This is a genomic window from Mesorhizobium ciceri WSM4083, from assembly GCF_000519305.1.
In the GTDB taxonomy this organism is placed as follows: Bacteria; Pseudomonadota; Alphaproteobacteria; order Rhizobiales; family Rhizobiaceae; genus Mesorhizobium; species Mesorhizobium ciceri_B.
Genome location: NZ_JAFG01000006.1, coordinates 91,560 through 117,114 on the forward strand (window position 1 = coordinate 91,560; position 25,555 = coordinate 117,114).

Genomic DNA, 25,555 nt, shown 5'->3' on the forward strand with positions numbered 1-25,555 from the left:
ATCGATTTAAATCCACGCCACTGCGGCTGGATTCTTTCTGCTTCCGCCGCTATGAAACTGCGGACCCCTCGTCCGCCCTCCAACTCCCAGGGAGAGAATTATGACCGTCAGAGTTGCCATCAACGGATTTGGCCGCATCGGCCGCAACATCCTGCGCGCTATCCATGAATCCGGCCGCAAGGACATCGACGTCGTCGCCGTCAACGACCTCGGCCCGGTCGAGACCAATGCGCACCTGTTGCGCTATGACAGCGTGCACGGCCGCTTCCCGCATGAAGTTTCGGTTTCCGGCGACCAGATCACCGTCGGCAAGGAGACGTTCAAGGTCACCGCGATCAAGGATCCGACGCAGCTGCCGTGGAAGGAACTGGGCATCGACATCGCGCTCGAATGCACCGGCATCTTCACCGCCCGTGACAAGGCAGCGGCACATCTGACCGCCGGCGCCAAGCGCGTCATCGTTTCGGCCCCGGCCGAAGGCGCCGACCTCACCGTCGTCTACGGCATCAACCACGACCAGTTGACCAAGGACCATATCGTCATCTCGAATGCCTCCTGCACCACCAACTGCCTGGCGCCGCTGGCAGCCGTGCTGCACGAAACGGTCGGCATCGAAAAAGGCATGATGACGACGATCCACTCCTACACCGGCGACCAGCCGACGCTGGATACCATGCACAAGGATCTCTACCGCGCCCGCGCTGCCGCCCTGTCGCAGATCCCGACCTCGACCGGTGCCGCCAAGGCGATCGGGCTGGTGCTGCCCGACCTCAAGGGCAAGCTCGACGGCATCTCGATCCGCGTGCCGACCCCGAACGTCTCGGTCGTCGATTTCAAGTTCATCGCCAAGCGGTCGACCACGGTGCAGGAGATCAACGACGCGGTGATCGCCGCCTCCAACGGCAAGCTCAAGGGCATTCTCGGCGTCACCCATCACCCGAACGTGTCGATCGACTTCAACCACGATCCGCGCTCCTCGATCATGGCGCTCGACCAGACCAAAGTGATGGACGGCAACTTCGTGTCGGTGCTGTCCTGGTACGACAATGAATGGGGTTTCTCCAACCGCATGGGCGACACATCGGTCGCCTTCGGCAAGACCATCGCCTGATCACAAAATTCTCTTTTCGAGACTTGGAACGCCCGGCTTTGCCCGGGCGTTTTTCATGAGCGCAGCTTGCGCATTCCCAATTTGTGTCCTGCGCGCCAAAACATCCGAAAATCAGCGGCATAGGCCAAAAAACCACCCTGCCGCCTTGCACTGGTCACGTCTTCGCCCCACTCTCTCGCAAAGCAGGAGACAGACGAATTTGAGGGGCTGAATTCAGGATGGAGCATGCGATCTATCTCGTCACGCTGGTCGGCACAGCGCTTGTCGTCGCCGCCGCGTTTTCGAGCCTGATCGCCTTCCGCTTCGGCGCTCCTCTTCTGCTCCTGTTCCTGTGCATCGGCCTCGCCACCGGCACTGATGGTCTCGGCATCCAGTTCGACAACGCCCGCATCGCTTATTTTGCCGGCTCACTGGCGCTGGCCGTCATCCTGTTCGATTCCGGTTTCGGCACGCCGCTCAACGCCTTGCGGCAGGCAGCCGGCCCGGCGTTGTCGCTGGCGACCTTCGGCGTCATTCTGACCACCGGCCTGTTCGGCGCCGCCGCCCACTATCTGCTCGACCTCACCTGGCTGGAATCCTTCCTGCTCGGCGCCGCCGTCGCCTCCACCGATGCGGCCGCCGTGTTCTTCCTGCTGCGTGCCGGCGAGATCAATCTGCGCGAACGCGTGCGCTCGACGCTCGAGGTGGAATCCGGCACCAATGACCCTATCGCCATCTTCCTGACCATCACGCTGGTCGAGATCATCGCCGCTCATGCCAATCCCGAGACCAACGTCCTGGTCACCAGCCTTTTCCTCGGCTTCCTCCTCAACATGGGTCTTGGCGCTGTCGTCGGCGTGCTCGGCGGCCTCGCCATCGTGCGCCTCGTCGACCGGCTCAATCTCGACCATGGCCTGCTGCCGATCTTCGTGCTGACCTTGTCGTTGATGGTGTTTGCCGCCGCCGGCGCCATTGGCGGCTCGGGCTTCCTGGCGGTCTATATCGCCGGTCTCATCTCGGGCAATTCCGATATCCGCGCCGTCACCATCCTCAAGCGCTTCCAGGACGGCATGTCGTGGCTGGCGCAGATCATCATGTTCCTCATTCTCGGCCTGTTCGCGACGCCGTCGCAGTTCCCGGCGATCATGGTACCGGCGGTGCTGCTCGGCCTGTTCCTGATGTTCGTGGCGCGGCCGGTCGCCGTCTGGCTCTGCCTGATCCCGTTCCGCCTGCCCCGCCCCGAAGTCGCCTTCGTCTCCTGGGTCGGCCTGCGCGGCGCGGTGTCGATCCTGCTCGCCATCACCCCGCTGCTCGGCGGCCTGGAAAATGGCCGGGTCATCTTCAACACCGCCTTCATCATCGTTCTGGTATCGCTGGTCATCCAGGGCTGGACGGTCGGACCGCTGGCGCGCCGCCTCGGTTTGATCGTGCCGGCGCGGCTCGGCCCGCTCGACAAGGTCGAGCTTGAATTGCCGGGCTCCGCCCATCACGAGCTTCTTGCCTATCGCGTCGCACCCGGCAGCCCGGTGGCGCGCGGCGAGCGCATCCCACGCTGGGCGCGGCCCTCGCTGGTGCTGCGCGACGGCCGCTCGATGCGCTTCCAGGACATGGGCCGGCTCGCCGCCGGCGACCAGGTCTACATTTTCGTGCCGGACCGCTATCCGCGCCTGCTCGACAAGCTGTTCGCCAGCCGTGCCGTGGTCGATCCCGAGGATGCTGATTTTTTTGGCGCCTTCGCTGTCGACCCCGCGCGCTCCGCCGCCGAACTGGAGGCCGCCTATACGCCGGGCCTGACCGAAGCTGAGCAAAAACTCACCGTTGGAGCGCTGGTCACGGCGCGGCTCGGCGGCCATGCCGAATATGCCGACCGCGTCCTGCTCGGCCCGATAGAACTGATCGTCCGCGACGTCGACGACAAGGGCAAGATCATAGGCCTCGGTCTGTCGTTCGAGCCAACCGCGCCGGTGGCGCGGGTGCCGGTCTTCCTCAGCGCCGGCGAAATCGGCGACCGCGTCTCCGCCTTCATCCGCAACTGGCGCAAGCCGACCGAGACGCAGGAGGCCGAGGCGCGGGCGGACGGGAAACCGGCCCCGGAGCCAGCCCCGGAAAAGGCAGCAACCGAAAGCTGACAAACCCGCTATGGAGGGCCGCCATTCATCCGCCCGCCGGCGCAGGATCGTGCCCCCTTCAAAATTTCGCTTCGAGCGCGCCTAAGCCTTGCATCGTCGCCGATGCGGGGTATGGTCCCCCGGTTTTTCGCGAAAGGAACCCGCATGGCCGCCTTCAAGACACTCGACGATATCGGCAACATCAGCGGCAAGCGTGTGCTGGTGCGCGTCGACCTCAACGTGCCTGTCACTGAGGGCAAAGTCACCGACGCCACCCGCATCGAACGCATCGCGCCGACCATCGCCGAACTGTCCGGCAAGGGCGCCAAGGTCATCCTGCTCGCCCATTTCGGCCGGCCCAAGGATGGCCCCTCGCCCGAATTCTCGCTGGAGCCTATCGCCAAGGCGGCAGCCGACGTGCTCGGCCGCCCCGTCGGTTTCGCCTCGGACTGCGTCGGCGACACGGCCGGAAGCGCTGTCGCCGCCATGAACAAGGGCGACGTGCTGCTGCTCGAAAACACCCGCTTCTACAAGGCCGAGGAAAAGAATGACCCGGCTTTCACCGAAAAACTCGCCGCCAATGGCGATATCTTCGTCAACGACGCCTTCTCGGCCGCGCACCGCGCGCATTCTTCGACGGAAGGCCTGGCGCATCTGTTGCCGGCCTTTGCCGGCCGCACCATGCAGGCTGAGCTTGAGGCACTCGAGAAGGGACTGGGAAAACCGGTCCGTCCGGTCGTCGCCATTGTCGGCGGCGCCAAGGTCTCGACCAAGATCGACCTTTTGATGAACCTGGTGAAGAAGGTCGACGCACTCGTCATCGGCGGCGGCATGGCCAACACCTTTCTTGCCGCGCGCGGCACCGATGTCGGCAAATCGCTTTGCGAGCATGATCTGGCCTCAACCGCCAAGCAGATCATGATCGAGGCGGCCGAGGCCGGCTGCGCCATCATCCTGCCTGTCGACGGCGTCGTCGCCAGGGAGTTCAAGGCAGGCGCGGCCTGCGAGACCGTCGCCATATCGGATGTACCGGCCGACGGCATGATCCTCGATGTCGGCGCCAAAACCGTGACGACCATCGGCGAATGGATCGACCGCGCCGCGACACTGGTCTGGAACGGCCCGCTCGGCGCCTTCGAGATCGCGCCCTTCGATCATGCGACGGTGGCGGCGGCCAAGCATGCGGCGGCGCGCACCAAGGAAGGCAGGCTGGTCTCGGTTGCCGGCGGCGGCGACACGGTGGCGGCGCTCAACCATGCCGGCGTCGCCGACGACTTCACCTATGTCTCGACCGCCGGCGGCGCTTTCCTGGAATGGATGGAAGGCAAGCCACTGCCCGGCGTCGACGTGTTGAAGCGCTGAGGCTCCGAGGCGATCAACACTCGGAGAGCGAACAAGGCTGCCCGAGGCTTTCAATCGATTCGAGCTTTCCGATGCCATTCCTTTGGCGGTAGACTTCCGTTAAGCGCGGAACAACCGTTTCAGGAGAAGCAACAATGAGCGAACGTCTCGAAGACATTGCCGCTGCGATCGTCGCCGATGGCAAGGGCCTGCTGGCCGCCGACGAAAGTTCCGGCACCATCAAGAAGCGCTTCGACGTCATCGGCGTCGAATCGACCGCCGACAGCCGCCGCGATTACCGCGAGATGATGTTCCGCACCAGGGACGCGATGACCCGCTACATCTCCGGCGTCATCCTCTATGATGAGACGATCCGCCAGAAGGCCGCCGACGGCACACCGCTGGTCGACATCATCAAGGCGGCCGGCGCCATCCCCGGCATCAAAGTCGATGCCGGCGCCAAGCCACTGGCAGGCTTTCCCGGCGATACCATCACCGAAGGCCTCGACGGCCTGCGCGAGCGCCTTGCCGACTACTACAAGCTCGGCGCCCGCTTCGCCAAATGGCGCGCGGTGATCGATATCGATATCGCCAAGGGCGTGCCTTCGGGGACCTCGATCGGCTCCAACGCCCATGCGCTCGCCCGCTATGCCGCCCTTTGCCAGGAAGCCGGCATCGTGCCTATCGTCGAGCCGGAGGTGCTGATGGATGGCGCCCACGACATCGACACGTGCTACGAGATCTCGAAAGCAACGCTGATCAAACTTTATGACGAACTCCATGCAGCGCGCGTCGTGCTGGAAGGCACTATCCTGAAACCGAACATGGTGCTGGCCGGCAGGAAATCGGGCAAGGTGAGCAGCCCCGAAGAAGTCGCCGAAAAGACCATAAAACTATTCCGCGAAACCGTGCCGGCAGCGGTGCCGGGCATCGCCTTCCTCTCCGGCGGCCAGGAGGACGAGGAGGCGACCGCCAACCTCAACGCCATCAACGCCATCGGGCCGCACCCGTGGAAGCTGACCTTCTCCTATGGCCGCGCGCTGCAGGCCGCGCCACAGAAAGCCTGGAGCGGCAAGGCCTCGAACGTTGCCGCCGGTCAGGCCGCCTTCACCCATCGCGCCCACATGAACCATCTGGCAGCGCTCGGAAAATGGAAGGCGAGCCTGGAACAGGCCGCCTGACCACAGTCCTTTCTTCCTCCTTCGAACCCGGGCCGATGCGCCCGGGTTTTTTGTTTGTGACTTGCCGGGCTTGGGGCGGAGCCTCTCCGTCCTTATTTCCTCTCGGGCGATGTCGGGTTGTGCTCATCCCGAACGTCCTTGGAATGACACTTCAGGGAGAGGTTCATGCATCGCAACAAGATCGTTTCGCGCGAAGACTGGTTCCAGGCGCACAAGGCACACCTGGCCCGCGAGAAGGAACTGACGCGGTTGCGCGAGCGTGTTGCCGCTGAACGGCGTGAACTGCCCTGGCTGAAGATCAGGAAGGATTATGTCTTCGAGACCTGGCAAGGGCCGAAGAGACTGGCCGACCTGTTTGCCGGCAACAGCCAGCTGATCGTCTATCACTTCATGTTCGGGCCGGGCTGCGTCAATCATTGCGAGGGCTGCTCATTCCTTGCCGACCATATCGACGGCGCCAATCAGCATCTGCGGCATCACGACGTGTCGCTGGTCGTGGTTTCGCGCGCTCCACTGGCGGAACTTCTGCCTTACAAGCAGCGCATGGGCTGGAAGTTCGACTGGGTGTCCTCCTATGCCTCGGATTTCAACTTCGACATGCAGGTCTCCTTCACCGACAAGCAGATCGCCGCCGGCGACACCACCTACAATTTCGAGACCCGTCCACGGACATCGAAGGAGCTTCCCGGCACCAGCGTTTTCTACCGGGACGAGACCGGCGACATCTTCCTCACCTTCATGTCGCGCGCCCGCGGCGGCGAGGCGCAGATCGGCGCCTACGACTATCTCGACATGACGCCGAAGGGCCGCAACGAGAACGGCCCCTATCATGGACTGATGGATTGGGTGCGGCTGCACGATGAATATCAGGGCAAGCAAGCGGGGCAGGCGAGTTGCTGCGATTGAAGAGCGTTCCCGTCGGCCAAAACATGCGCTAAGGCTGCCGCTGATCGTTTAACGGTACTGCCATGCGCTTCCCGGCCCTCCTCACCTGGCTCGCCTTCCCGGTCTATATCTGGCAAGGCCTCGGCGTGCGACGCCGCACCACGCGCATGCTGCCGGCGCAAGGGCCGGTCATGCACGAGATATCAGGCAAGGCGCCTGATATCTCGCTTCTGGTGCTGGGCGATTCCTCCGCCGCTTCGGTCGGCATCGGCAATTCGGAAGACGGGCTTGCCGCGCAACTCGCCGTGCTGATTTCACAAAGTACCGGCCGCGCCGTGCGCTGGCGGGCGGCCGGTTTCAATTCGGCAACGTCAGGCCAGATACGCGACCATGTCCTGCCCAATCTGTCGGCCGAACCGTGGACGCATATCGTGCTGGCCATCGGCACCAACGACACCAAGAATTTTCACTCCGTGCCGCGCTTCAAGAAGGAGTTCGGCGGCCTGCTCTACGGCCTGCGCGCCAAATGGCCGGAAGCACGCGTGGTGTGGTCGCCGGTGCTGGAGTTCACCCGGGCGCCGGCCATGCCGCCGCTGCTCGGAAAGATCCTCGAGATACGCGCCACCGACATGAACCGGATGGGCGAACGCCTTTGCCTGGAGCGCGGCGCGGTGCCGGCGCCGCGCCTGCCGATCACCAATCCGGAAGCCGGCTTTGCCTCGGACGGCTTTCACGCCTCGGAAGCAGGCTACCGGGCCTGGGCCGAGCATCTGGTTGGCCCGGTGCTTGGCAATTGAGCGCCGACGACAAGTGCCGTCCTACGTCAAATGCCCGAGCACGGCCGCCAGGGAAATTGCGGCCATGGCGAGCAGTGCCAGCTTCCAGAAATCACCACGTCGCTTGAGGCCCGGCCAGCCAAGCGGCTTGATCAGCTGGATGACCATGAAACCGACGATGACAAGGGCGAGGAATTTCGTCATGCCGCCTTTGACCAGCAACGCGCCCGGCTGTCAAAGCACGTCGTTCATTGCCTGAGAAAGAACGGCGCCGCGATCCTGGGTCGGAACGCGGCGCCCGCCTGCGGCTGGCAAACGATCTACTTCAGCGGCTTGAGGCCAGCCTCGATCGAAGCGCGCTTCGGTTCGAGGAATGGCGGCAGGGCAAGACTTTCCCCCAGTGTTTCCAGCGGCTCGTCGGCGGTGAAGCCCGGCCCGTCGGTGGCGATCTCGAACAGGATGCCGTTCGGCTCGCGGAAATAGAGCGAGCGGAAGTAATAGCGCTCGACCTCGCCGCTCGACGGGAGGCGGAATTCGGCCAGCCGCGCCGTCCATTGATGCAGCGTTTCCTGGTCAGGCGCCCTGAAGGCAACATGGTGAACCGCACCGGCACCTTGCCGTGCCGGCGCCAGTCCCGGCTGCACCAGGACATGCAGCTCCGCCGCCGGCCCGCCCTCGCCCATTTCGAAGACGTGGACCTGGCCCTCCGGCGAGGCATAGTCGCGCGCCTTGCGCATGTTCATCACCGTGGTCACCACCGCCTCGGTGTTGGTGATGTCGGGAACGCTGATAACGATCGGCCCGAGCCCGCGTATCTGGTGCTCGGCCGGTACCGGGCTTTGCGCCCAGGGATGGCTGCCGCCCTTGCCGCCATCGCTGACCAGGCGCAGACGCTGGCCCTCGGGATCTTCGAAGTCCAGTGACGCATAACCGCCGATGTCGGCGATCTCTCCTGTTGCCAGGCCTTCGTCGGTCAAGTGTTGCTTCCACCAGGCAAGGCTCTCCTGGCTGCCGACCCTGAGGCTGGTCCGCACGATGCTGTGCGTGCCCCGCCGCTCGCGGCCGACCGGCCAGTCGAAGAAGGTAAGGTCGGTGCCCGGTGTCGCTTCGCCGTCGGCATAAAAGAGGTGGTAGGCCGAGGTGTCGTCCTGGTTTACGGTCTTCTTGACCAGCCGCAGACCCAGCACCTTCGTATAAAAATGAAGATTGCCAGGTGCATTGGCGGTGATGGCGGTGAGATGGTGGATACCTGTCAGTTGCAAGCTCATCGTCGTCTCCCTGCTGTTGGGGAAGAATTTTCTCCCTTCATATCAGACCTGCGGTCACCTCGCTGAAGGCCTCGTATTCCGACAGTCCGTCGCCGGAAGCTGAACAGCGGCGCCGAAAACAACGTCGTCGCCATGAACAATCGGAAGTCGCAAACCTGCCTTGAAGCACCGGTCGTTGCGGCGAAAAGCGATGCCTTGCCTGCGGGGCGCGCACCGGCCGCACCTATTGTCTCGCGCCCTGACATCCTCCTGACAGACTGCTGTCAGGAGGGGTATGCGATAGTGCCTCTACACAGAGAGAGGAGACTTAGCCATGAACGGTTACACCATTCTGCGCGGCATGCAGCACTATGTCGGCAAGATCCGCACGATACGCAACGAGATCCGCACCCAGCGGTTCATGAACTCGCTGCCGGCGGACATTCGCAAGGATATCGGTTGGCCGGACATGTATGCGGACCGCGGCCCTCGCGGCAATTAAAGCCAATTTTTCGACCCGGCGATTGGACGTGGGCGCGTCAACGCCCAGATAACAGGTCCGGTGCGTGAGGATGGGAGCGAGCTTATGCCCGAACAGAAGACGATCGGTTTCCTTTTCATCGAAGGTTTTGCCGACTGGGAGTATGGGCTGCTGGCGGCCTCGGCGGTCGAATGGTTCGGCGCCCGTGCCGTGTCGCTGACGCCTGATGGCAACCCAGTGGCCGGGATCAGCGGCTTTCGGCTGACGCCCGATCGATCGGCCGGGGCGGATGACAATGACGATCTCGACGCCATCGCCGTCATCGGCTCCGATGAGTGGGCCGGCAAGGCACCGCCGGATGTCGCCGATCTGCTCAATGCCGTTGCATCGCGCGGCGGCGTGGTCGGCGGTATCTGCGCGGGAACGCTGGCGCTGGCCCGCGCCGGCCTGTTCGAGAAGGCCAAGCATACCAGCAATGGCCGCGACTGGATCAATGGTCATGAGGCCGGCTATGCCGGCGACAGCCTCTATCAGGATGTGCCGCATGCCGTGGCCGACGGCAAAATTGTTTCCTCGCCCGGTTCGGCACCAGGCACCTTCGCACTCGCCTTTCTGAAGACGCTCTACCCCGAAAGAGGCAGCGATCTCGTGCAGATGCGAACGCTGTTCGCCAAGGAGTATGCTGAAGCCTCCTGACAGTATGCTGTCAGGAGGCGCGTGCAATGGTGCGAACCTCAGACACCCGTGCATCGGCGGTCGAAAGGACGATCGATGAAGAGTTGGAACGACAGACTGAACACGCCAGGCATCAACGGCGTCAAGCCGACGCCGCGCACGATGGCCGATGTCGTCGAGGGCCAGCCGATGTTGGTGCCGACAGCGCGCCAGGTCGATGATTTCATCCGCTCGATTCCCGAAGGCGTCGAGATGGATGTGCGTGCGCTGCGGACAGCACTTGCCGTCGAGCATGGCGCCGAAGTGACATGCCCGGTCACCATAGGCTATCATTTGCGCACTGTTGCCGAAGCCGCCAACGAGGATCTCCAGCGCGGCATGACGCTGAGTGACGTGGCACCGTTCTGGCGCGTGCTCGATGCGAAAACGCCGACGACGAAGAAACTGTCCTTTGGAGCGGAGTTCGTCGCCGCGCAGCGCAAGCGCGAAGGGCTGAAACCATGAGGCATGCCGCCCAAAAGTGTTCTGCGGTTTTGGGATAGCGGCATGTGCGAAAACACCATGCACGCCGCCCAAAGGTGGACGCCAGTTTTGGGCGACATGCATAGAGACAACGCCGAGGGACCATACGATGCGCCGCGCCGACAGGCTCTTCCAGATCGTGCAGCATCTGCGCGGTGGCCGACTGGTCACCGCCCAGAAGCTCGGCACGTGGCTCGAGGTTTCCGAGCGAACCATCTATCGCGACATTGCCGATCTGCAGTCGACCGGAGTGCCGATCGACGGCGAGGCCGGCGTTGGCTACATGATGAGGGAGGGGTTCGACCTTCCGCCGCTGATGTTCACGCGTGACGAGATCGTCGCGCTGGTCGCCGGCGCCCGCATGGTGCGTGCCTTTGGCGGTGCCGCCATGGCGCGCGCCGCCGACGAAGCGCTGGTCAAGATCGGCGCCGTCCTGCCCGATGCCGAAAAGGACCGCATTGCCCGCACCGAGATCCACACGCCGATGTGGGTGGTCAGCGACGCTGCCCGCGAGGCCATCGACCTGATCGAGCGCGCGGTCGAAAAGCGCCAGGTGCTGACCATCGACTATTCCGACGAGGCCGGCCGCGGCACCGCCCGCGATATCCGCCCGCTCGGCCTGTGGTTCTGGGGAAAGGTGTGGACGCTGGTCGCCTGGTGCGAGATGCGCGACGATTTCCGCGCCTTCCGCATCGATCGCATCGCCTCGGTGGTCATCGCCGGCCGCATCTTCAAGCCGGAGCGCGGCAAGCAGCTTGCCGACTTCTACCGCGCGGTGGAGCGCAGCGAGGATTATGGCATGGCGCCGGATCGCGCGGCGCGCAGCTGAAACCTGACGCAGCTACAAAAAAAGCCCGCTCGAAGCGGGCTTTCTTGGAATATCAGACAACCTTACTCGTCGTCGTCATTGTCCGTGTTCTTCGACTTCAAGGCCGAGAGCTTGGCGAACACGGCGTTGGCGTCGAGTTCGGCGTCCTCGTCCTTCGGCTTTTCGGGAGCCGGCACCAGCCGCTCGGTCAGGGCCGCCGGCAGCAGCGTGTCGCCGACCGGCTGCGCCTGTTCGCGGCCGCGGGAGGCGCGATTGACTTCCATGTCGAGGTCGATCTGCGAGGCGAGGCCCAACGTGACCGGATCCATCGGCTGCAGATTGGCCGAATTCCAGTGCTTGCGGTCACGGATCTGTTCGATCGTCGACTTGGTGGTGCCGACGAGACGCGAGATCTGCGCGTCCTTGAGCTCGGGGTGGTTGCGCACCAGCCACAGAATCGCGTTCGGCCGGTCCTGGCGCTTCGACAGCGGCGTGTAGCGCGGACCCTTGCGCTTGGATTCGGGCACCCGCACCTTGGGGTCCGAAAGCTTCAGGCGCTGGTTCGGGTCCTTCTCGGCACGGGCGATCTCGTCGCGGGTCAGCTGTCCGGTCATGATCGGGTCCATGCCCTTGATGCCTTGCGCCGCTTCGCCATCGGCGATTGCCTTGACCTCGAGCGGATGCAGTCCGCAGAACTGCGCGATCTGCTCGAAGGAAAGTGCGGTATTGTCGACCAGCCAGACGGCGGTCGCCTTGGGCATCAGCAGCGTATTGGCCATTTTTACAAATCCTTCTCGTTCGCCCGCGTTCCCGCGCGGGCGGTGGTTTAGAGCCACCAAAATGGGAAATTCGCGGTCTGTATAACCGCTCTCGGGTCGTTTCGCAACGTTTTTGGAGCAAAGACCGCACCGCGTGCGCTGCGCGCTCCCAAGACCGCCAGATCGCCCGGAGCGCGGCCGCCCCTGTTCGATGGACGGCGCAAAAATCGCGCATCAGCTTTCCGGCCTGTCGGTAATCGGCCCGACAGCTCCACCTTATCCCGGTTCGAAAGTCTCGAAACGGGGTGCCGGTCCAGTTGTCATCCAGGTTCAGTAAAACGGCGAATATGGCTCCAACTCCGCTCGCGTGAAGATGGAAATGGGGTGGTCAATTCGCGCGACAACGCCCGCCCCCAAATTGATGCCCGTCCCCTCGCAAACACTAAAGACTTTCGACCGCGTTCCGATCAGCACATGGACCGGTTTTCCTGCCTGGACGGGGTATGTACTGTTGTGAATGAAAAGGACCCCGCTCGCTTGTAGCGTGTCGTGCGCATTGCCGTTGCTGCTCGAAATTTCGACGTAGTCGCGACCTGCGAATGAATTGTTCGTCCAGATGCCGACAACTCCTTCCACCGAGAGCCAACCATTCGCCCAGCCTTCCGCATCGCGCGGATAGTTTTGTCTGAACAGGCGATAGGTCACGCGGTCCGATAGCCAGAAAACCGTCACGTAGCCGTCCATGTCCGGCACATAGGTGAACCAGATGCCGGTCTCGCTCGTTGCGCGCAGGCCATCCGAATCGTATGGATCCAGATTGTTGGCACTGACGAAATCCATTGAGAGCGGTACCGGATCGGTCACGGCATGATCGTAGAGTTGGGTGAGCGTCCACCGTCCACTATAGTTGAACCACTTGTCGAAGTAGGTTCCTCGATCGACCGTGTTCAGGTCGATCCTCTGCAATTCCCCCCGTTCGACCGGGCCAAAAGGAACGGGCCCCAGGTCCGGTATATCGAGGCGTGGTATCATAACCGTGCTGGTCGCTGGTCGTTGCGACAATCTGCCTAGATCGAGCAAGGATCCTGTTTTGCCAACCGCCGATCGCACGTTCCGTGCAATCAGGTCCGCCCGATAGTCTCGCCGATAGCTAGTCGTCATATGACGAGGGTCCGCCGCTTTGTGCCGCCAATGACCGCTTGCGGAAGCCGGACTGTTACAGCGGGGATACACATTCCCTTTGGCTAATTTACCGACGAGCGGGGCGGCAAGCCGCACGAAAACCGCCGGCCCGAGCTGCCTTTGCACAGCCGGCCATGTTGGCCCGGCGCGACATGCCGGCAGCAGCAAAGAGCCGGCTTTCGAGATTGATCTCAGGGATCAGGTTGTCGGCACCGAAGGTCCGCCTCTAGACCGCGCCAACTGGCCGATCCGACCATGACAGCGGTCTCGCCACGAAGTGCAGAAGGCACGATTAATCGACGAGTTGATTTGGCCTACCACCATCCATCTTGCTTTTGTGGATACGCTCCAGAATTGCGCGGGCAGCCTCGGCTCGTTCCTTCGGCCGCCCGGTCAGATGCTGGCCTCCCAGTGAAGCCGGCATCTCCATCTCGCAATCCCAGACCGTCCATGCGTTGGTCGGGTCGAGTATGCAAACGTACCTCTGGCGCCTTTTTCCATCGGTCAACTCAGGTGCTCCGACATCGGGGCGGAGGATAGGATTTGGCGGAACCAGTGCATGAACGCTCCACACGCTACGGCTTGACCGGTTTGGTTGCTTTCTTCGGCTGTACGGCCATCGACGGCCCCTCCGGCGGCGGGCCGGCGGCGTCCGGCTTCGACTGCTCTGCCACCGGCGTGTCGGGCGCTTGCGGGCCACCTGATGTCAGGTTGACGGACACGCCATAGATCTTCCACTGCCGGTCGGCCGGCTCGAACATAAGCTCGAAATTGACCTGCAAGGGTACCGACGGGAAGAAGCCCGCCATGTGCAGCATGCCGTTCGGCTCGATCTGCGGCAGCAAAGTCAGTTGCGGCTCGAGCACCGCGACGGCGCCGAAGTCGAGCGCCTGCTTGCGCTGGTTGGCGAAGATGTCGCCGAGCTGTGCGGCACTGTTGGCCTGGAAATTCGGCGAGCCGAGATCGCGCAGCACCGTGTAATTGCCGGTCTTGTTGGCCTGGTCGAGCGCCAAAAGCGCACTGCGGATCAGGATCAGCACGCCGTTGCGGTCAATGCCGGCGGGCCGCGCCGCCTTTTGCCCCACCCGCTTTTCCTTGGTTTGCGCATGCGCGGGCTGCGCAGGCACCGCGGCGGCCATCAGCGCGATGGCCAATGCGGCGAAAAAACCGCGGGCGCCCGAAGTCCGCCAACCGGGCGCCCGCCACTGCAACGGCACGGAATGCTGAAGCCCCAAACCCCGCATCATCATCCCGGCCGCGTCAGTTCAGTGTCCATGAGGCTCCGACGCTGACGCCGACGTCGCCACGGCCGGTGGTTGCCGAGACGGCGGCGTTCATGCGGAACTCCTCGCTGGTGTTGTAGCCAAGGCCGAGCGCCAGCCCCGATTGCCCTTTGAAATGACCGAAGCCGCCAGCCAGCGACAGCTTGCCGGGCCTGTCGTCGTAGCGCAGCCCCGCAGTCGCCAGCGCCAGCGCGGTGCCGGCACGCGCTTCCGTGCGGGTTTCGCTGATCTCGCCGCCAAGGTCCTGAAAGCCGGCCTCCAATGCGCCGACGCGCCCGTCGAGAGCCGCGATCTGCAGTGTGTTGTTGGTGATGCGCGTTTCATGATTGGCGATGAACAGCGTATTGTTGGCAATACGAATGTCGTGACTGGCGAGCTCGTCGGTGTTGGCCTGGATCTGCGTTGTGTGGCCGCTCACTGTGTTGTTCAGAGTGGCGATGCTGGAGCTATTCTGCGCAACAGCTTCGGGCAAACCTTCGAGCGCCGCCGCATTGAATGTGGACGCCGCCAGATTGCCGGCATCATCCGTTGTCATCAGATATTTGGTCGCGCCTTGCGCATCCTTGCTCGCCTGCGAGTTGATGCCGACCAGTGTGTAAGTATTGTTGCCATTGCCAATTGCGACCTGATTGTCGCGCGTCGTCACCACACCGGAGCCAAGCGCCATTGATCCCGTGAAGTTGGCTTCTGCGTTCGAGCCCAGCGAGGTTGCGTATGACGCATTGGACTTGGCCAGGAAACCAACCGCAGTCGACAGCACCAGGCCATTCACGCCTTGCCCGGCCTCTGCTCCAGTACCGATGGCTGTGTGATACATATTGGGGTCGATCTGATTGTCGAAACCCGCCTTTGCACCCGTACCAAACGCGGTACTTTGCCCGAAAGCGTCAGCATCGTATCCAACGGCTACGTCATACTTGGATGGCGTATCCGGGCTTCCAGCCGTGGCGAATACCCCGATCGCAACTGCCCGATCACCGTAGGCGACGGTGCCATCGCCACAGGCAAGGCTAGCGTCACCGTCGGCGGTTTCGTTCCCAGCCCCACATGTGACTGCAAACGCCCTGTCGGAGGCAAATGCCGAGATGGCCAAACCCAGTGCGCCGGCCAAAACAGAACTCCGGATCGAGGCGTATCTAAACTGATACGGCTCCATGCCTCCGGCGCTCAACTTCCCGCCGGCTCTACCAATCATTCTTGCCATCACGCGCGATACCCCATCGAATTCCCCAATCCGGCGGAGAGTGCAGACAAGGCGTCGAACCGAACAGTCGTCATATGACGACTGTTCGCCGCTTTGTGGGGTCGCTACGACCTTGCTGAACGAGGCTGTGACTCCAAAACAACAGATTAGTTACTTCTAATACTTCGCGGACTTGACCTGGAACCACCACAACTTGGCTGCACAGCGTCAGAACTTGCGCGAGATGATCCGCATGTTTAGGCTTTCTCCCCAACGACAATCCTTGAACGCCGGAAGGGTCAATGGCTGACGTCAGCATCGAAGCGGTCTCCGTAGTGGTCGGCAAGGTCTATGAGGCCGCTTACGATCAGGAGCGCTGGTTCGATGCGGTGACTGGCCTGCGCGATCTGTTCGGAGGCTCGCGCTCCTGCATCGTGCGCGTCAGCCCACAGACCTTTGACGCTGTTGCAACCGATTTCGATCCGGAGTTCACCTCGCCAAAGGGCATCGAAGCCCTGCTGCGCGATCCGCTCGCTGCCGCATCGGCCGCCTTGCCCCTTGGAGAGGTCAGTCGGTGGCCCCTGACGGAGGAGGTGGCGGCGTTCCGCCGCCGCGAACTCTGGCAGGACTGGCTGCGGCCGCGCGACATGTATCACGGCCTCGTCTCCAACCTGCTCTCGTCGAACGACTCGCACTGGATGCTCAGCATCGATCGCGGCCCAGGGCAGGAAGCCTTCGGCGCCGAAGACATCGACCTGTTGCGCAAGATCGTGCCGCACATGCGGCGCGCCGGACAGATCGGCCAGCAGTTGGAGAAAATGTCGGCCCTGGCGTCGGCGTTTTCGCATCTGCCTTTCAGTGTCTTTCTGGTCAACAGCCATCAGCGGATTGTACAGATGAACGAGGCCGCCGAAGCGATGCTGTCGCGGCCCGACAGTCCGTTACGATTGAGGGATGGCACAATCGCGGCCGCCAGTGCCGAGGATACGCAGGAGCTGGAGCGGCTTGTTGCCGACGCCTGCTCGCTGCATGACGGGGTCATACCGGGCGTCGGCGGTACACTGCTGGTGCCGTCCGATCGCCGGCAATCCGACCTGGCGCGACTGGTGCTGTCGGTGGCGCCGTTCGTCGATGCCCGTGCCTATGGCCTGGCGTCCGAACGTTGCGCGGTGGTCATGGTGACGGAGGTCGCCCGCCGTATTCCCGACGGCTTCGAGTTGCATGTCCGCGAGCTGTTCGACCTGACGCCGGCCGAAGCGCGGCTTGCAACGGAACTGGCGTCGGGACGCTCGCTGAAGGAGGTCGCGGCAGCGTCCAACATAACGGTAAAGACCGGCCGCACCTATCTCGAACGCATCTTCGCCAAGACCGAAACCCGCCAGCAAAGCGAACTGGTGGCGCTGCTCAAGAGCACCGAACCGCTCACCGGGCGCAGGTAGCAACCTGGTTTTTGGAACCCGACAGTCGGCATATGCCGACTGTCGGAGGCAAAGCATTCCGTGCAAGTTCCGCCCTCGATTGCAGCGCCCCGCCTTGCGGAGGCAGGCCGCTGCCGATGCGGGGAAAGTCGATGTTCGAAACCGGACACGCCGTGGTGGCGGGGTTGCTTCCATTCGCCATTTCCTATGCGCTGGTGGCAATGCTGCCCGGCGCCAACTTCGCCGTCGTTGCGCAAGCCGCGCTAACCGCTTCGCGCGCCACGGCTCTGTCGGCCGCCGCCGGTGTTGCCTTGGGCGCGAGTTCGCTGGCGGCCATCGTCGCGACCGGCGCGGGAGCGTTGCCGTCAGGGGGCTTTGCACACCAGATGGCCGCCAGCCTCTACGGTGCAATGCTGGTCTTCATCGGTTGGAATTCGATGCGGCGGGCGCTGTCGATCAAGGTTGGCTTCGACGTGCCCAAGCCCGTTCCAATCACGCGATATTTTCGGCTGGGCTTTGTCACGGCAGTGGCAAACCCTGCAACCGCATTGTTCTTCGCGTCCTCCACGCTGAATCTGGATGCGCGCGGGGCAACGCATCTACCCCTGGCTGTGCTGGTTTTTGCCATAGCCATTGCCTGGTTCGGGCTGCTCGGCCTTTGTATCTCCCAACCGGTTGCGCAGCGATTTTACAGTCGTTTTCGAAAGCATGCGGACATCGCGCTGGGAGGAACCCTGGTGGCGCTAGGCTTCTCCGCATTTGGACATTGAGCGGCGGCTGTAGCGGCCCTCTTCTCATCCGCGGCTGGGCAGTTCCGCGCTCTTCAGCAAAGCGACAAGCTGGCTTTGTTGCCGCGTCCCGGTCTTGGCGAAGATCCGTTCGAGATAGGTTCGGCTGGTTTTGACGGTGACGTTGGAGCTTGCCGCTGCCTCCTTCAACGGCCTCCCTTGCGCAAGGGAGGCCGCCAGCCGCGCCTCTGCGGGCGTCAGGTCGAACAGGCCGGCAAGCAGGCTTGGCGACGGCACGGTGGCGCTGGCGCTCATCGCCGTCGCTGCAACCAGAATGTCGGCACCGGAAAAGATCTCATGCGCGGCACGGCGCAGCGGCAGGAGATGAATGACCAGCGCCGGTTGGCCCTCCCTGGCTGGAATGGGGATGGAACGCACGACCCGATCTTGCAAATTGTGCGTAATGGCTTGTCGGAAAAGCTCATTCGCGGACACGTCGGCAAGTGCCATGCCGCCATGTGCGGCGGCGATGAAAACGGATGGCATGTTTTCCAGCAGCACATTGGCCGTCAGCACGCGTCCCGATGCGGTCATTACCGCGGCCGGCAGACCAAGGGCCTCGAGTGCGGAGACGCTCGCTTTGGCCTGCTCCATGCCCAACCGCGCCGACACCAGGCCGGCGCGCGCAAAGTGGGGACGAAGCTGATCGAGCCTGTCGATCGACGTCAGATCGTAGGTGCCATCCCGCGTCCAGCGTTGAAAGACAAATGTGACCAGTTCACCGCTCGGCATGGCAACCGCCGAACAGATATGAGCGCCGATACCCGCCGCCCTCAATTGTATCCGCACCGGATCATGCTCGAGTTCGTCGGCGGTCAGAAAATCTTCGACCTGCACGAAACTCGCCGGTTGCAGGCTGCACATGCGCTGAATCGCATCGGAGAATTTCCAGCTGTCGCCGGCGATGAATTCATCGAACAGGGAGCGGACGGTTTCAAGGGAATTGCCATGCCCGGGAAGCTCGTCACTCAACCGGCCGCGAACAGGGGAGCCGTCGCTGAACAGGAAGATCGCGCCGTCAGCCGAACTCGAAAGCTCGCTGGCCGCTTCGAGAGCACCCGCCCACAAATCTGGCACGAACGCGGCCTCGTAGATCCTGTCCGTAAGATCATCGAACATGAGAGCGCACAGCCTCTTTCAGAGTCAGCGTCTTGCCGGCTCGGATCGTCAACGCGCTCCCACACGCCAACCGATACCCGCAAGATCAAAATGCCATGCTGAAAGCTGAGGTCAACCTCAGATTGCTGTCGAGCCGCATGCAGTTGCCGACCCCAAAACGACAAAACCCGCCGGACTGGGTCCAGCGGGCTCGGAACCGCGACAAAAGTCGTCTGGTGCGGCTCTGGCTTCCACGGCTTGGTCCGCCGGAGCGGACTAGACGTGGCTTTAGATAGCCCTGCGGGCGATCTTTTCGATGTCGGCGCGGTTGATGCCGAGATCGCTGAGCTGCCGTGCGTTGAGACGGTTCAGTTCGCGGACGGTCTCGGTGTACATACGCCAGTTACGGAAAGCGCGGATCGGGTTCATGGTAGTCCTCCAGAATGATGTTCGTTTCGATGGTGCTCAAATAGGCGTCATCGATGAGGACTTGAATGGCTGATTTTGCATAGCAATGATGCAAATGCTGCATTGCAGCATTAAGCTTCTGTTCATCTCGTAGGCAGTGAGGCGCTGACCTCGCTCGCTGTCAGCCTACGTCGAGCACGATCTTGCCGATATGCTCGCCGTCTTCCATGCGCTCGTGCGCCCGCCAGGCTTCGCTGAGCGGGAAAATCATGTCCATGACAGGAGCAACCTTGCGCGTGCCGAGCAACGGCCACACCTGCGCTTCCAACGCTGCCGCGATCGCCGCCTTGAACTCGACGGTTCGCGGCCTCAGCGTCGACCCGGTGTGGACGAGCCGCTTGACCATGATTTTCGAAAAATCCGCGCTTGCGACAGCACCCGCCTGCACGGCGATCTGGACGATCCGTCCCTCGACCGCAGCGGCCTCATAGTTGCGCTGGACATAGTCGCCGCCGACCATGTCGAGGATGACGTTGGCGCCCTTGCCGCCCGTTGCCTCCTTCACCGCGGCGACGAAATCCGCCTCGCGATAGTTGATAGCCCGATCTGCGCCGAGCTTCAGGCAGGCGTCGCATTTCTCCTTGCTGCCGGCGGTGGTGATGACATAGGCGCCGAAGGCCGAGGCGAGCTGGATCGCCGTCGTGCCGATGCCCGACGAGCCGCCATGGACGAGCAGCGTCTCGCCTTTCTTGAGGCCGCCACGCTCGAACACATTGTGCCAGACGGTGAAGTAGTTTTCCGGCACAGCCGCGGCTTCGGTATGGGTGAAGCCGGCGGGCAACGGCAGCACGCTGCCGGCATGAACCTTGACATATTCGGCATAGCCGCCGCCTGGCGTCAGCGCGCAGACGCGGTCGCCGATGCGCCAGCGCGATATGTCGTCGCCAAGGGCGGCCACTTCGCCCGATGCCTCGAGGCCCGGCAGGTCCGATGCGCCGGGCGGTGGCGGATAGGCACCCTTGCGCTGCTGGATATCGGGCCGATTGACGCCGGCGGCATGCACCTTGATCAGGATCTCGCCGGGCCCGGGCTGCGGCACGTCGCGCGTTTCCGGCTTCAGCACCCGTGGACCGCCAGGCTCCGAGATCGCGATGGCCGTCATTCTTGCCGGAATCTTCTGTCCGCTCGCCATGAGATTTCCCGTCTTTCCTCGCCGTTGTCCGATCGGCTGTTTGCATCGACGCCCCTGCCCTATGTATGCTGATTGCCAAATCAGGCAAATGGCCAATCTGGTCTTGGCGGAGGAGGAGCGACGATGGCGATCTTCGACGACGAACCCAAGAAGAAGGCGCGCCCGCACGAGATCGGGCAGGACCTGTCCTTGCTTTCCGTCAGTGACTTGACCGAACGGATCGGCATCCTGCGCGACGAAATCGCCCGCCTGGAAGCCGAGCTCAAGGCCAAGGACACCACCAAATCGGCGGCCGAAGCACTGTTCCGCCGCGGATAGGCACTCGGGCGTAGAGCCCGCCGCCGAAAAGCCCGAATGCGACTGTCTTCAGACCCAGCGTCCCCGCCAAACCCGAGCCGGATCAAACAATGTTCGCAACCTACCGACCGATCCTCTCGCTGCTTCGCGGCACCGCTTTCCTGCTCGCGGCATCTGGATTGCATGGGCTGCTGCTGCCCCTGCGCGGTCAGCTGGAAGGCTTCTCGACCGCATCGCTTGGCCTGATGGGCACGGCCTGGGCCGGCGGCTTCGTCACCGGCTGCTTCTTCGCACCGCGCATCGTGCGCCGCGCCGGCCACGTGCGCGCCTTTGGCGCCTTTGCCGCATCCGGCGCCATCGTGGCGCTGCTGACCGGGCTGATCATCGACGAATATGTCTGGATCCTGCTGCGCGCCTTCACCGGCTTCACCATGGCCGGTGCCTTCATGGTCATCGAAAGCTGGCTGAACGAGAAGGCCACCAACGAGAACCGCGGCACCGTCTTCGGCCTCTACATGATGGTGACTTATGCCTCGATCATGGGCGGGCAGATGATCGTCGCCGGCGGCGACGTGAAGTCCGCGTCGCTGTTCATGATCACCGGCATCCTGTTTTGCCTGTCGCTCATTCCGACGGCGGTTTCCAGCGCTTCCCACCCCAAGCCGTTGCAGGACGTCTCGCTCGACGTCAAAGGCCTATATGCCAATTCGCCGGTGTCGGCGGTCGCTTGCGTGCTGATCGGCATCGCCAACGGCGCTTGGGGCACGCTTGGCGCGGTCTATGGCGCCCGCATCGGCATTTCCACGGCCGAGATCGCCCTGATGATGAGCCTTGTGGTCGTTGCCGGTGCGGCCATGCAGCTTCCGGCCGGGCGTCTGTCCGACAAGACCGACCGACGTTTCGTGCTGGCGGGGGCGGCTTTCGGCGGGGCCTTGTTCGCGCTCTTGATCTTCCTGTTCGAGCCACGCTCCGGCGTCTTCGTCATCGTCTTCACCGCAGCCTATGGCGCCTTCGCCTACACGCTCTATTCGATCGCCGTGGCGCATGCCAACGACCACGCGCGCTCGGAGGATTTCGTCAAGGTATCTGGCGGGCTGTTGCTGCTCTATGGCTTCGGCACGATGATCGGACCTTTGCTTGCCGCTGCCCTGATGGGCTGGATGCGCCCGGAAGGCCTGTTCCTGGCGACCGCCTTCGCGCATCTCTGCCTGGCCGGCTACACGCTGCTGCGCATCAGCCGCCGCGCACCGGTGCCGATCGGCGATCGTGACGCCTTCAAGACTCAGCCGGCCGACCGTTCGGTCACCCCGGAAGCATTGCGGCTTGATCCCAGAAGAAAAGCAGAAGCAGACGGTTGAGATTCGAAAGGCTTTGCCTCACTAATACAGGCATGATGTTTTCCGACGCCTTCATGGCGATTGCCGATCCCAACCGGCGCCATCTTCTGGAAGAACTTCGCCGCGGCCCGAAAACCGTCACCGAACTGGCCGCCGGCTTGCCAGTCTCGCGCCCAGCTGTGTCGCAGCATCTGAAAGTGCTGCTCGATGCCGGCCTGGTCCACGCCAAGCCGGAAGGAACAAGGCGCGTCTATACGGTGAGCGGCACCGGCTTCCTCAAACTCAACATCTGGCTCGATCAGTTCTGGGAAGCCTGACCCCGATCAACCGTTGTTGTAGGGGAAGAACTTGAAGTAGGGCTTCGCCTCCTCGATCACCCGGGCGAAGGCGGGGCGCTGCAGAAGGCGGTCGTGATAGCGCTTCACAGCCGGATACTTGTCGCCAAATGGCTCGACCTTGTTGGCATAGAACAACGCGGGGGACGCCGCGCAATCGGCCATGGTGAAGGTGTCGCCCATCGCCCAAATCTTCGACTGCATGTCTTGTTCGATGATGGCATAGGAATTGCGAAGCTGGTCGCGGGCCTGCTCGACGCCGAACGGGTCAGTCTTGTCCTGCGGCCGCAACCGGTCGCCGACGATCTTCTGCATCGGCTCCTGCACATAGAAATCATAGAAGCGGTCGGTCTGGCGAACTGCCAGCGTCAGGTCGATGTCGGCAGGAACGAGGTCCACCGGACCCGGATAATGCGCGGCCAGATATTCGACGACGATGGTCGATTCCAGCACCGTACGGTCGCGCGAATCGTCGCGCAGCGCCGGCATCTTGCCGGCCGGCGAAATCTTCAGGAAGGCCGCGCGCGACTGGATGTCGCCAAGGTCAACGATGACAGGCGTGAACGGCGTGGCGTTCTCGTAGAGCGCGATCAACGGCTTCCAGCAGAAGGAGGCCAGCGGATGGAAATGAAGTGTCAGGGACATTTTTTGCTCGTTTGTTTCGTAGATTGTCGGTGGCCGCTACCGTGCGGCACGCCTGTTGCGGTTGGCCTTGTCCGTCAAAGCCAGCCTATGCTGCCTCAACCGGCTTGGACATGCGCGATGATTGCTGCGGATATCTCGGCCCAATCGTCCGGATGCAGTTCATGGCCGCCGCCTCCGATGCGAATGAGTTTCGCGCCGCTGACCGCCTCGGCCAGCGCCTCGCCATGTTCGACCGGAAAGATCGGATCAGCCGTGCCGTGTATGACCAGCAGCGGCGCCGCGATCTCGTGCAGGCGGCCTTTCCAGGCGTCGCCGCCCTTGAGCATGAAATGGTTGGTCGCGCTCAGCAAGCCGCCGGACCGGTCGTAGTCTTGCTCGATGAAAGCCCGCATCCCCGCCGCGTCGAAGGGATGCGCGATGCTGGCGATCGCTCGCGCATCCCTGACGATGAAATCGATCACCTGGCCACGGTCCGACCAATCGACTTTGGCCCCCTCGGTCGAGTGCTCCATATAGGCCTCGGTGGTCCCGGGCAGATGCGAGGTATCCAACCCCACCGGCGAACTGCTGATCACAGTCAGAGAAACGACACGCGAGGGATGTTTCAACGCCACAAGCTGCGCGACCATGCCGCCCATCGACATGCCGACGACATGCGCCTTGTCGATGCCGTGCTCGTCCAGAACATGCATTGCGTCATCCGCCATGTCGTCGAATGTGTAGGGCGGCTCGCCCGGCGGATATTTGGTCGAGCGGCCGGTATCGCGATTGTCATAGCGGATGACGAACAGGCCGGCATCGGTCAGTTTCCGGCACAACGCCTCCGGCCACCACAGCATCGAAGCCATCGCTCCCATGATCAGCAACAGCGGCGGGTTCGCAGGATCGCCAAAGGCTTCAGATATGATCTTGGGGCGTTCGGTGGTCATCATGACGCAGTCTCCTCTCTGCAAAACTGATTGCATTTTGCAATCGGTTGCACGATAATAAAACCGATACGATAATGCAACCGGTTTTGGAGAAAAAAACTCATGAGCATGGATCGCCGGTCCGGGTGTCCGATCAACCTGTCACTGGAAGTCTTCGGCGATCGCTGGAGCCTGATCATCCTTCGCGACATGATCTTCGGCGGCAGGCGCCATTTTCGCGAGCTGCTCAACGGATCGATGGAAGGCATCGCCTCCAACATCCTTGCCGACCGGCTGAAGCGGCTGATGGAACTGGGCATGCTGACCAAGGCCGACGACCCCTCGCACAAGCAGAAGGCGATCTACAGCCTGACCGAGATGGCGATCACGCTGGTGCCGATCCTGGCCCATCTCGGCGCCTGGGGCCGCGTCTGGCTGCCGGTCAGCGACGAACTGTCGATCCGCGCCGAACTTCTGGAAAAGGGCGGACAGCCGATGTGGGACAAATTCATGGACGAGTTGCGCCACGAACATCTCGGCATGCCGCTCGATACAATGTCTGGCCCTTCTGTCCGCGCGACCTTGCAGGCCGCCTATGAAGCCCTGGTTGCCAGCAAGGCTCTCGCTGCCGACTCTGCCGCTTGACCAACTTATTTTCCCGCTTTGGGGCCGGCTCTGCTAGAAGAAGCGGAAAATCACAATTCACGGGATTGGATAAGGTCTTGGTTGAGAATTCTCGGGATGCTGCCCGCGCACGCGCCGACCTGCGCTTCAAGAAGCAGGAAGAGGCGGCAACCGTCCGCCAGAAGGCGATGGCCGAATACGTCGCCGAGAGCGACGCCCGCCAGGCCAAGACCAACAAGCTGCGGGCGCTGCGTCTCGCCAAGGAAGCCGAAGACCTCGCCAACGCGCCGGCGGAACCTGCCAAGAAGCCGGCCCGCGCCAAGAAAAAATGACCTGAAGCCGCACAAGCACCAACCCCTATCCGGGAGGCTGTGAAGGCCGCTTTCCATCCCACCTCTTCACGCGAAGCAATTTCAACCGAAACCGGGATTTTATCTCGCCCGTCGACGGTCGATGATCGACGCGTTTCAGACAGGAGACTGCCATGACCGCACTGCCGCTCGAAAAAGCCAGGCAAATCATCGATGCCGCCTTTGCCAAGGGCTCCGATCTCAAGCTCAGGCCGCTTGGCGTCTCGGTGCTCGACGCCGGTGGCCATCTGGTCGCCTTCCAGCGCCAGGACGGCGCCTCGTTCCTGCGCCCGCAAATGTCGGCCGGCAAGGCCTATGGTGCGCTCGCCATCGGCATGGGCTCGCGCAAAGTCGAGGCTTTCGCCAAGGAGCGCCCGCACCTCGTCGCCGGCATCTCGGACGTCTCGGGCGGACGCGTGCTGCCGGTCGTCGGCGGCGTGCTGATCCGCGACAAGGCCGGCGCCATCATCGGTGCCGTCGGCATTTCAGGCGACACGTCGGACAATGACGAAGCCGCGGCAATCGCCGGCATCGAGGCCGCCGGTTTCACCGCAGATCCGGGCTGAGCGTCGGGGAACTTCGTCATCCGGGGGTCCGCGCCGCGTCGCTACGCTCCTTGCTACGCCCCAGGATGA

General features: G+C 62.9%; 29 protein-coding genes. 18 read left to right on the plus strand and 11 right to left on the minus strand.

Translation table 11 applies throughout. The features are described 5' to 3' along the window. The first annotated feature begins 100 nt into the window (after window positions 1-100). From gap to MESCI2_RS0113830, 6 genes are all read left to right on the plus strand, one after another. The gene (gene gap / locus MESCI2_RS0113805) at window positions 101-1,111 is read left to right on the plus strand and encodes a type I glyceraldehyde-3-phosphate dehydrogenase (protein WP_023810967.1); all 1,011 of its coding nucleotides are present in this window, start codon (window positions 101-103) and stop codon (window positions 1,109-1,111) included. A gap of 218 nt (window positions 1,112-1,329) precedes the next feature. Further along, a complete protein-coding gene (locus MESCI2_RS0113810; RefSeq protein WP_027037106.1) occupies window positions 1,330-3,219 on the plus strand; it encodes a potassium/proton antiporter in 1,890 nt (629 codons plus the stop codon). A gap of 144 nt (window positions 3,220-3,363) precedes the next feature. Further along, window positions 3,364-4,560: a phosphoglycerate kinase gene (locus MESCI2_RS0113815; RefSeq protein WP_027037107.1), complete on the plus strand. Its 1,197-nt coding sequence runs from the start codon at window positions 3,364-3,366 to the stop codon at window positions 4,558-4,560. 134 nt (window positions 4,561-4,694) lie between these two features. Beyond that, window positions 4,695-5,720, plus strand: a complete 1,026-nt coding sequence (locus tag MESCI2_RS0113820) for a class I fructose-bisphosphate aldolase (RefSeq protein WP_027037108.1) — start codon at window positions 4,695-4,697, stop codon at window positions 5,718-5,720. Window positions 5,721-5,885: 165 nt separating this feature from the next. Further along, window positions 5,886-6,626 carry a DUF899 domain-containing protein gene (locus tag MESCI2_RS0113825; protein WP_027037109.1) on the plus strand — a complete coding sequence of 247 codons (741 nt, stop codon included), beginning with the start codon at window positions 5,886-5,888 and terminating at the stop codon, window positions 6,624-6,626. A gap of 62 nt (window positions 6,627-6,688) precedes the next feature. After that, window positions 6,689-7,402, plus strand: coding sequence for an SGNH/GDSL hydrolase family protein (locus tag MESCI2_RS0113830; RefSeq protein ID WP_027037110.1), 714 nt, complete (start codon window positions 6,689-6,691; stop codon window positions 7,400-7,402). A 21-nt stretch (window positions 7,403-7,423) separates the two neighbouring features. On the opposite strand, the gene MESCI2_RS01000000134685 is transcribed toward MESCI2_RS0113830, so the two are convergent. Both MESCI2_RS01000000134685 and MESCI2_RS0113840 read right to left on the minus strand, forming a co-directional pair. Further along, a complete protein-coding gene (locus MESCI2_RS01000000134685) occupies window positions 7,424-7,585 on the minus strand; it encodes a hypothetical protein (RefSeq protein WP_023810961.1) in 162 nt (53 codons plus the stop codon). A 116-nt stretch (window positions 7,586-7,701) separates the two neighbouring features. Beyond that, complete coding sequence (locus tag MESCI2_RS0113840) at window positions 7,702-8,649, minus strand: ring-cleaving dioxygenase (RefSeq protein WP_027037111.1); 948 nt, start codon at window positions 8,647-8,649, stop codon at window positions 7,702-7,704. 313 nt (window positions 8,650-8,962) lie between these two features. On the opposite strand from MESCI2_RS0113840, the gene MESCI2_RS1000000136815 reads away from it, so the two are divergent. From MESCI2_RS1000000136815 to MESCI2_RS0113860, 4 genes are all read left to right on the plus strand, one after another. Next, window positions 8,963-9,130 carry a hypothetical protein gene (locus MESCI2_RS1000000136815; RefSeq protein WP_081738732.1) on the plus strand — a complete coding sequence of 56 codons (168 nt, stop codon included), beginning with the start codon at window positions 8,963-8,965 and terminating at the stop codon, window positions 9,128-9,130. Window positions 9,131-9,214: 84 nt separating this feature from the next. Continuing rightward, window positions 9,215-9,805, plus strand: coding sequence for a DJ-1/PfpI family protein (locus MESCI2_RS0113850; RefSeq protein WP_027037112.1), 591 nt, complete (start codon window positions 9,215-9,217; stop codon window positions 9,803-9,805). 75 nt (window positions 9,806-9,880) lie between these two features. Further along, window positions 9,881-10,288, plus strand: a complete 408-nt coding sequence (locus MESCI2_RS0113855) for a hypothetical protein (protein ID WP_027037113.1) — start codon at window positions 9,881-9,883, stop codon at window positions 10,286-10,288. Between the two features lie 127 nt (window positions 10,289-10,415). Next, complete coding sequence (locus MESCI2_RS0113860; RefSeq protein ID WP_013529238.1) at window positions 10,416-11,135, plus strand: helix-turn-helix transcriptional regulator; 720 nt, start codon at window positions 10,416-10,418, stop codon at window positions 11,133-11,135. A 62-nt stretch (window positions 11,136-11,197) separates the two neighbouring features. Here the strand turns inward: MESCI2_RS0113860 and MESCI2_RS0113865 are convergent, their stop codons facing one another. The 4 genes from MESCI2_RS0113865 to MESCI2_RS01000000134695 all read right to left on the minus strand — a co-directional run bounded on the left by MESCI2_RS0113865 (window position 11,198) and on the right by MESCI2_RS01000000134695 (window position 15,154). Further along, entirely contained in the window at window positions 11,198-11,893 is a 696-nt protein-coding gene (locus MESCI2_RS0113865; protein ID WP_027037114.1) for a DUF1013 domain-containing protein, read from the minus strand. A gap of 309 nt (window positions 11,894-12,202) precedes the next feature. Then, complete coding sequence (locus MESCI2_RS0113870; RefSeq protein WP_027037115.1) at window positions 12,203-12,838, minus strand: hypothetical protein; 636 nt, start codon at window positions 12,836-12,838, stop codon at window positions 12,203-12,205. A 791-nt stretch (window positions 12,839-13,629) separates the two neighbouring features. Further along, window positions 13,630-14,304 (minus strand): hypothetical protein, encoded by a 675-nt coding sequence (locus MESCI2_RS0113880; protein WP_430981665.1) that lies wholly within the window; start codon window positions 14,302-14,304, stop codon window positions 13,630-13,632. A 10-nt stretch (window positions 14,305-14,314) separates the two neighbouring features. Further along, the gene (locus tag MESCI2_RS01000000134695; protein ID WP_050596559.1) at window positions 14,315-15,154 is read right to left on the minus strand and encodes a YadA-like family protein; all 840 of its coding nucleotides are present in this window, start codon (window positions 15,152-15,154) and stop codon (window positions 14,315-14,317) included. Between the two features lie 668 nt (window positions 15,155-15,822). Between MESCI2_RS01000000134695 and MESCI2_RS0113890 the strand changes: the two genes are divergently transcribed. After that, window positions 15,823-16,959, plus strand: a complete 1,137-nt coding sequence (locus MESCI2_RS0113890; protein WP_027037117.1) for a helix-turn-helix transcriptional regulator — start codon at window positions 15,823-15,825, stop codon at window positions 16,957-16,959. A 131-nt stretch (window positions 16,960-17,090) separates the two neighbouring features. Continuing rightward, on the plus strand, window positions 17,091-17,708 hold the full coding sequence (locus tag MESCI2_RS0113895) for a LysE family transporter (protein ID WP_027037118.1): 618 nt from the start codon (window positions 17,091-17,093) through the stop codon (window positions 17,706-17,708). A 24-nt stretch (window positions 17,709-17,732) separates the two neighbouring features. Here MESCI2_RS0113895 and MESCI2_RS0113900 read toward each other — a convergent pair whose 3' ends face one another. From MESCI2_RS0113900 to MESCI2_RS0113915, 3 genes are all read right to left on the minus strand, one after another. Next, the gene (locus MESCI2_RS0113900; RefSeq protein ID WP_027037119.1) at window positions 17,733-18,845 is read right to left on the minus strand and encodes a helix-turn-helix transcriptional regulator; all 1,113 of its coding nucleotides are present in this window, start codon (window positions 18,843-18,845) and stop codon (window positions 17,733-17,735) included. Window positions 18,846-19,112: 267 nt separating this feature from the next. Beyond that, window positions 19,113-19,253: a DUF1127 domain-containing protein gene (locus tag MESCI2_RS1000000136820; protein ID WP_013529236.1), complete on the minus strand. Its 141-nt coding sequence runs from the start codon at window positions 19,251-19,253 to the stop codon at window positions 19,113-19,115. A 160-nt stretch (window positions 19,254-19,413) separates the two neighbouring features. After that, a complete protein-coding gene (locus tag MESCI2_RS0113915) occupies window positions 19,414-20,424 on the minus strand; it encodes an NAD(P)H-quinone oxidoreductase (protein WP_032900797.1) in 1,011 nt (336 codons plus the stop codon). A 123-nt stretch (window positions 20,425-20,547) separates the two neighbouring features. On the opposite strand from MESCI2_RS0113915, the gene MESCI2_RS0113920 reads away from it, so the two are divergent. From MESCI2_RS0113920 to MESCI2_RS0113930, 3 genes are all read left to right on the plus strand, one after another. Beyond that, window positions 20,548-20,742 (plus strand): DUF1192 domain-containing protein, encoded by a 195-nt coding sequence (locus tag MESCI2_RS0113920; protein ID WP_023810953.1) that lies wholly within the window; start codon window positions 20,548-20,550, stop codon window positions 20,740-20,742. Between the two features lie 89 nt (window positions 20,743-20,831). Further along, window positions 20,832-22,079: an MFS transporter gene (locus tag MESCI2_RS0113925; RefSeq protein ID WP_027037121.1), complete on the plus strand. Its 1,248-nt coding sequence runs from the start codon at window positions 20,832-20,834 to the stop codon at window positions 22,077-22,079. Between the two features lie 32 nt (window positions 22,080-22,111). Beyond that, the gene (locus MESCI2_RS0113930; RefSeq protein WP_013529232.1) at window positions 22,112-22,375 is read left to right on the plus strand and encodes an ArsR/SmtB family transcription factor; all 264 of its coding nucleotides are present in this window, start codon (window positions 22,112-22,114) and stop codon (window positions 22,373-22,375) included. 6 nt (window positions 22,376-22,381) lie between these two features. Here the strand turns inward: MESCI2_RS0113930 and MESCI2_RS0113935 are convergent, their stop codons facing one another. Both MESCI2_RS0113935 and MESCI2_RS0113940 read right to left on the minus strand, forming a co-directional pair. After that, a complete protein-coding gene (locus tag MESCI2_RS0113935; protein WP_027037122.1) occupies window positions 22,382-23,038 on the minus strand; it encodes a glutathione S-transferase family protein in 657 nt (218 codons plus the stop codon). 95 nt (window positions 23,039-23,133) lie between these two features. Next, window positions 23,134-23,970, minus strand: a complete 837-nt coding sequence (locus MESCI2_RS0113940) for an alpha/beta fold hydrolase (protein ID WP_027037123.1) — start codon at window positions 23,968-23,970, stop codon at window positions 23,134-23,136. A 99-nt stretch (window positions 23,971-24,069) separates the two neighbouring features. Between MESCI2_RS0113940 and MESCI2_RS0113945 the strand changes: the two genes are divergently transcribed. From MESCI2_RS0113945 to MESCI2_RS0113955, 3 genes are all read left to right on the plus strand, one after another. Continuing rightward, window positions 24,070-24,591 carry a winged helix-turn-helix transcriptional regulator gene (locus tag MESCI2_RS0113945; protein ID WP_027037124.1) on the plus strand — a complete coding sequence of 174 codons (522 nt, stop codon included), beginning with the start codon at window positions 24,070-24,072 and terminating at the stop codon, window positions 24,589-24,591. A 77-nt stretch (window positions 24,592-24,668) separates the two neighbouring features. After that, complete coding sequence (locus MESCI2_RS0113950; protein WP_027037125.1) at window positions 24,669-24,902, plus strand: hypothetical protein; 234 nt, start codon at window positions 24,669-24,671, stop codon at window positions 24,900-24,902. A 152-nt stretch (window positions 24,903-25,054) separates the two neighbouring features. Beyond that, the gene (locus MESCI2_RS0113955; protein WP_027037126.1) at window positions 25,055-25,486 is read left to right on the plus strand and encodes a GlcG/HbpS family heme-binding protein; all 432 of its coding nucleotides are present in this window, start codon (window positions 25,055-25,057) and stop codon (window positions 25,484-25,486) included. The last annotated feature ends 69 nt before the right edge of the window (window positions 25,487-25,555 follow it).

What these genes read in the sequence shown, in the direction of transcription:
- MESCI2_RS0113945 (WP_027037124.1), top strand. Translation starts at nt 24,070, where the DNA reads ATGAGCATGGATCGCCGGTCCGGGTGTCCGATCAACCTGTCACTGGAA.
- MESCI2_RS0113825 (WP_027037109.1), top strand. Translation starts at nt 5,886, where the DNA reads ATGCATCGCAACAAGATCGTTTCGCGCGAAGACTGGTTCCAGGCGCAC.
- MESCI2_RS0113855 (WP_027037113.1), top strand. Translation starts at nt 9,881, where the DNA reads ATGAAGAGTTGGAACGACAGACTGAACACGCCAGGCATCAACGGCGTC.
- MESCI2_RS0113890 (WP_027037117.1), top strand. Translation starts at nt 15,823, where the DNA reads ATGGCTGACGTCAGCATCGAAGCGGTCTCCGTAGTGGTCGGCAAGGTC.
- MESCI2_RS0113850 (WP_027037112.1), top strand. Translation starts at nt 9,215, where the DNA reads ATGCCCGAACAGAAGACGATCGGTTTCCTTTTCATCGAAGGTTTTGCC.
- MESCI2_RS1000000136815 (WP_081738732.1), top strand. Translation starts at nt 8,963, where the DNA reads ATGAACGGTTACACCATTCTGCGCGGCATGCAGCACTATGTCGGCAAG.
- MESCI2_RS0113880 (WP_430981665.1), bottom strand. Translation starts at nt 14,304, where the DNA reads ATGATGATGCGGGGTTTGGGGCTTCAGCATTCCGTGCCGTTGCAGTGG.
- MESCI2_RS0113955 (WP_027037126.1), top strand. Translation starts at nt 25,055, where the DNA reads ATGACCGCACTGCCGCTCGAAAAAGCCAGGCAAATCATCGATGCCGCC.
- MESCI2_RS0113815 (WP_027037107.1), top strand. Translation starts at nt 3,364, where the DNA reads ATGGCCGCCTTCAAGACACTCGACGATATCGGCAACATCAGCGGCAAG.
- gap (WP_023810967.1), top strand. Translation starts at nt 101, where the DNA reads ATGACCGTCAGAGTTGCCATCAACGGATTTGGCCGCATCGGCCGCAAC.
- MESCI2_RS01000000134685 (WP_023810961.1), bottom strand. Translation starts at nt 7,585, where the DNA reads ATGACGAAATTCCTCGCCCTTGTCATCGTCGGTTTCATGGTCATCCAG.
- MESCI2_RS0113830 (WP_027037110.1), top strand. Translation starts at nt 6,689, where the DNA reads ATGCGCTTCCCGGCCCTCCTCACCTGGCTCGCCTTCCCGGTCTATATC.
- MESCI2_RS0113940 (WP_027037123.1), bottom strand. Translation starts at nt 23,970, where the DNA reads ATGATGACCACCGAACGCCCCAAGATCATATCTGAAGCCTTTGGCGAT.
- MESCI2_RS0113900 (WP_027037119.1), bottom strand. Translation starts at nt 18,845, where the DNA reads ATGTTCGATGATCTTACGGACAGGATCTACGAGGCCGCGTTCGTGCCA.
- MESCI2_RS0113810 (WP_027037106.1), top strand. Translation starts at nt 1,330, where the DNA reads ATGGAGCATGCGATCTATCTCGTCACGCTGGTCGGCACAGCGCTTGTC.
- MESCI2_RS0113865 (WP_027037114.1), bottom strand. Translation starts at nt 11,893, where the DNA reads ATGGCCAATACGCTGCTGATGCCCAAGGCGACCGCCGTCTGGCTGGTC.
- MESCI2_RS0113840 (WP_027037111.1), bottom strand. Translation starts at nt 8,649, where the DNA reads ATGAGCTTGCAACTGACAGGTATCCACCATCTCACCGCCATCACCGCC.
- MESCI2_RS1000000136820 (WP_013529236.1), bottom strand. Translation starts at nt 19,253, where the DNA reads ATGAACCCGATCCGCGCTTTCCGTAACTGGCGTATGTACACCGAGACC.
- MESCI2_RS0113925 (WP_027037121.1), top strand. Translation starts at nt 20,832, where the DNA reads ATGTTCGCAACCTACCGACCGATCCTCTCGCTGCTTCGCGGCACCGCT.
- MESCI2_RS01000000134695 (WP_050596559.1), bottom strand. Translation starts at nt 15,154, where the DNA reads ATGTATCACACAGCCATCGGTACTGGAGCAGAGGCCGGGCAAGGCGTG.
- MESCI2_RS0113935 (WP_027037122.1), bottom strand. Translation starts at nt 23,038, where the DNA reads ATGTCCCTGACACTTCATTTCCATCCGCTGGCCTCCTTCTGCTGGAAG.
- MESCI2_RS0113930 (WP_013529232.1), top strand. Translation starts at nt 22,112, where the DNA reads ATGATGTTTTCCGACGCCTTCATGGCGATTGCCGATCCCAACCGGCGC.
- MESCI2_RS0113920 (WP_023810953.1), top strand. Translation starts at nt 20,548, where the DNA reads ATGGCGATCTTCGACGACGAACCCAAGAAGAAGGCGCGCCCGCACGAG.
- MESCI2_RS0113915 (WP_032900797.1), bottom strand. Translation starts at nt 20,424, where the DNA reads ATGGCGAGCGGACAGAAGATTCCGGCAAGAATGACGGCCATCGCGATC.
- MESCI2_RS0113820 (WP_027037108.1), top strand. Translation starts at nt 4,695, where the DNA reads ATGAGCGAACGTCTCGAAGACATTGCCGCTGCGATCGTCGCCGATGGC.
- MESCI2_RS0113860 (WP_013529238.1), top strand. Translation starts at nt 10,416, where the DNA reads ATGCGCCGCGCCGACAGGCTCTTCCAGATCGTGCAGCATCTGCGCGGT.
- MESCI2_RS0113895 (WP_027037118.1), top strand. Translation starts at nt 17,091, where the DNA reads ATGTTCGAAACCGGACACGCCGTGGTGGCGGGGTTGCTTCCATTCGCC.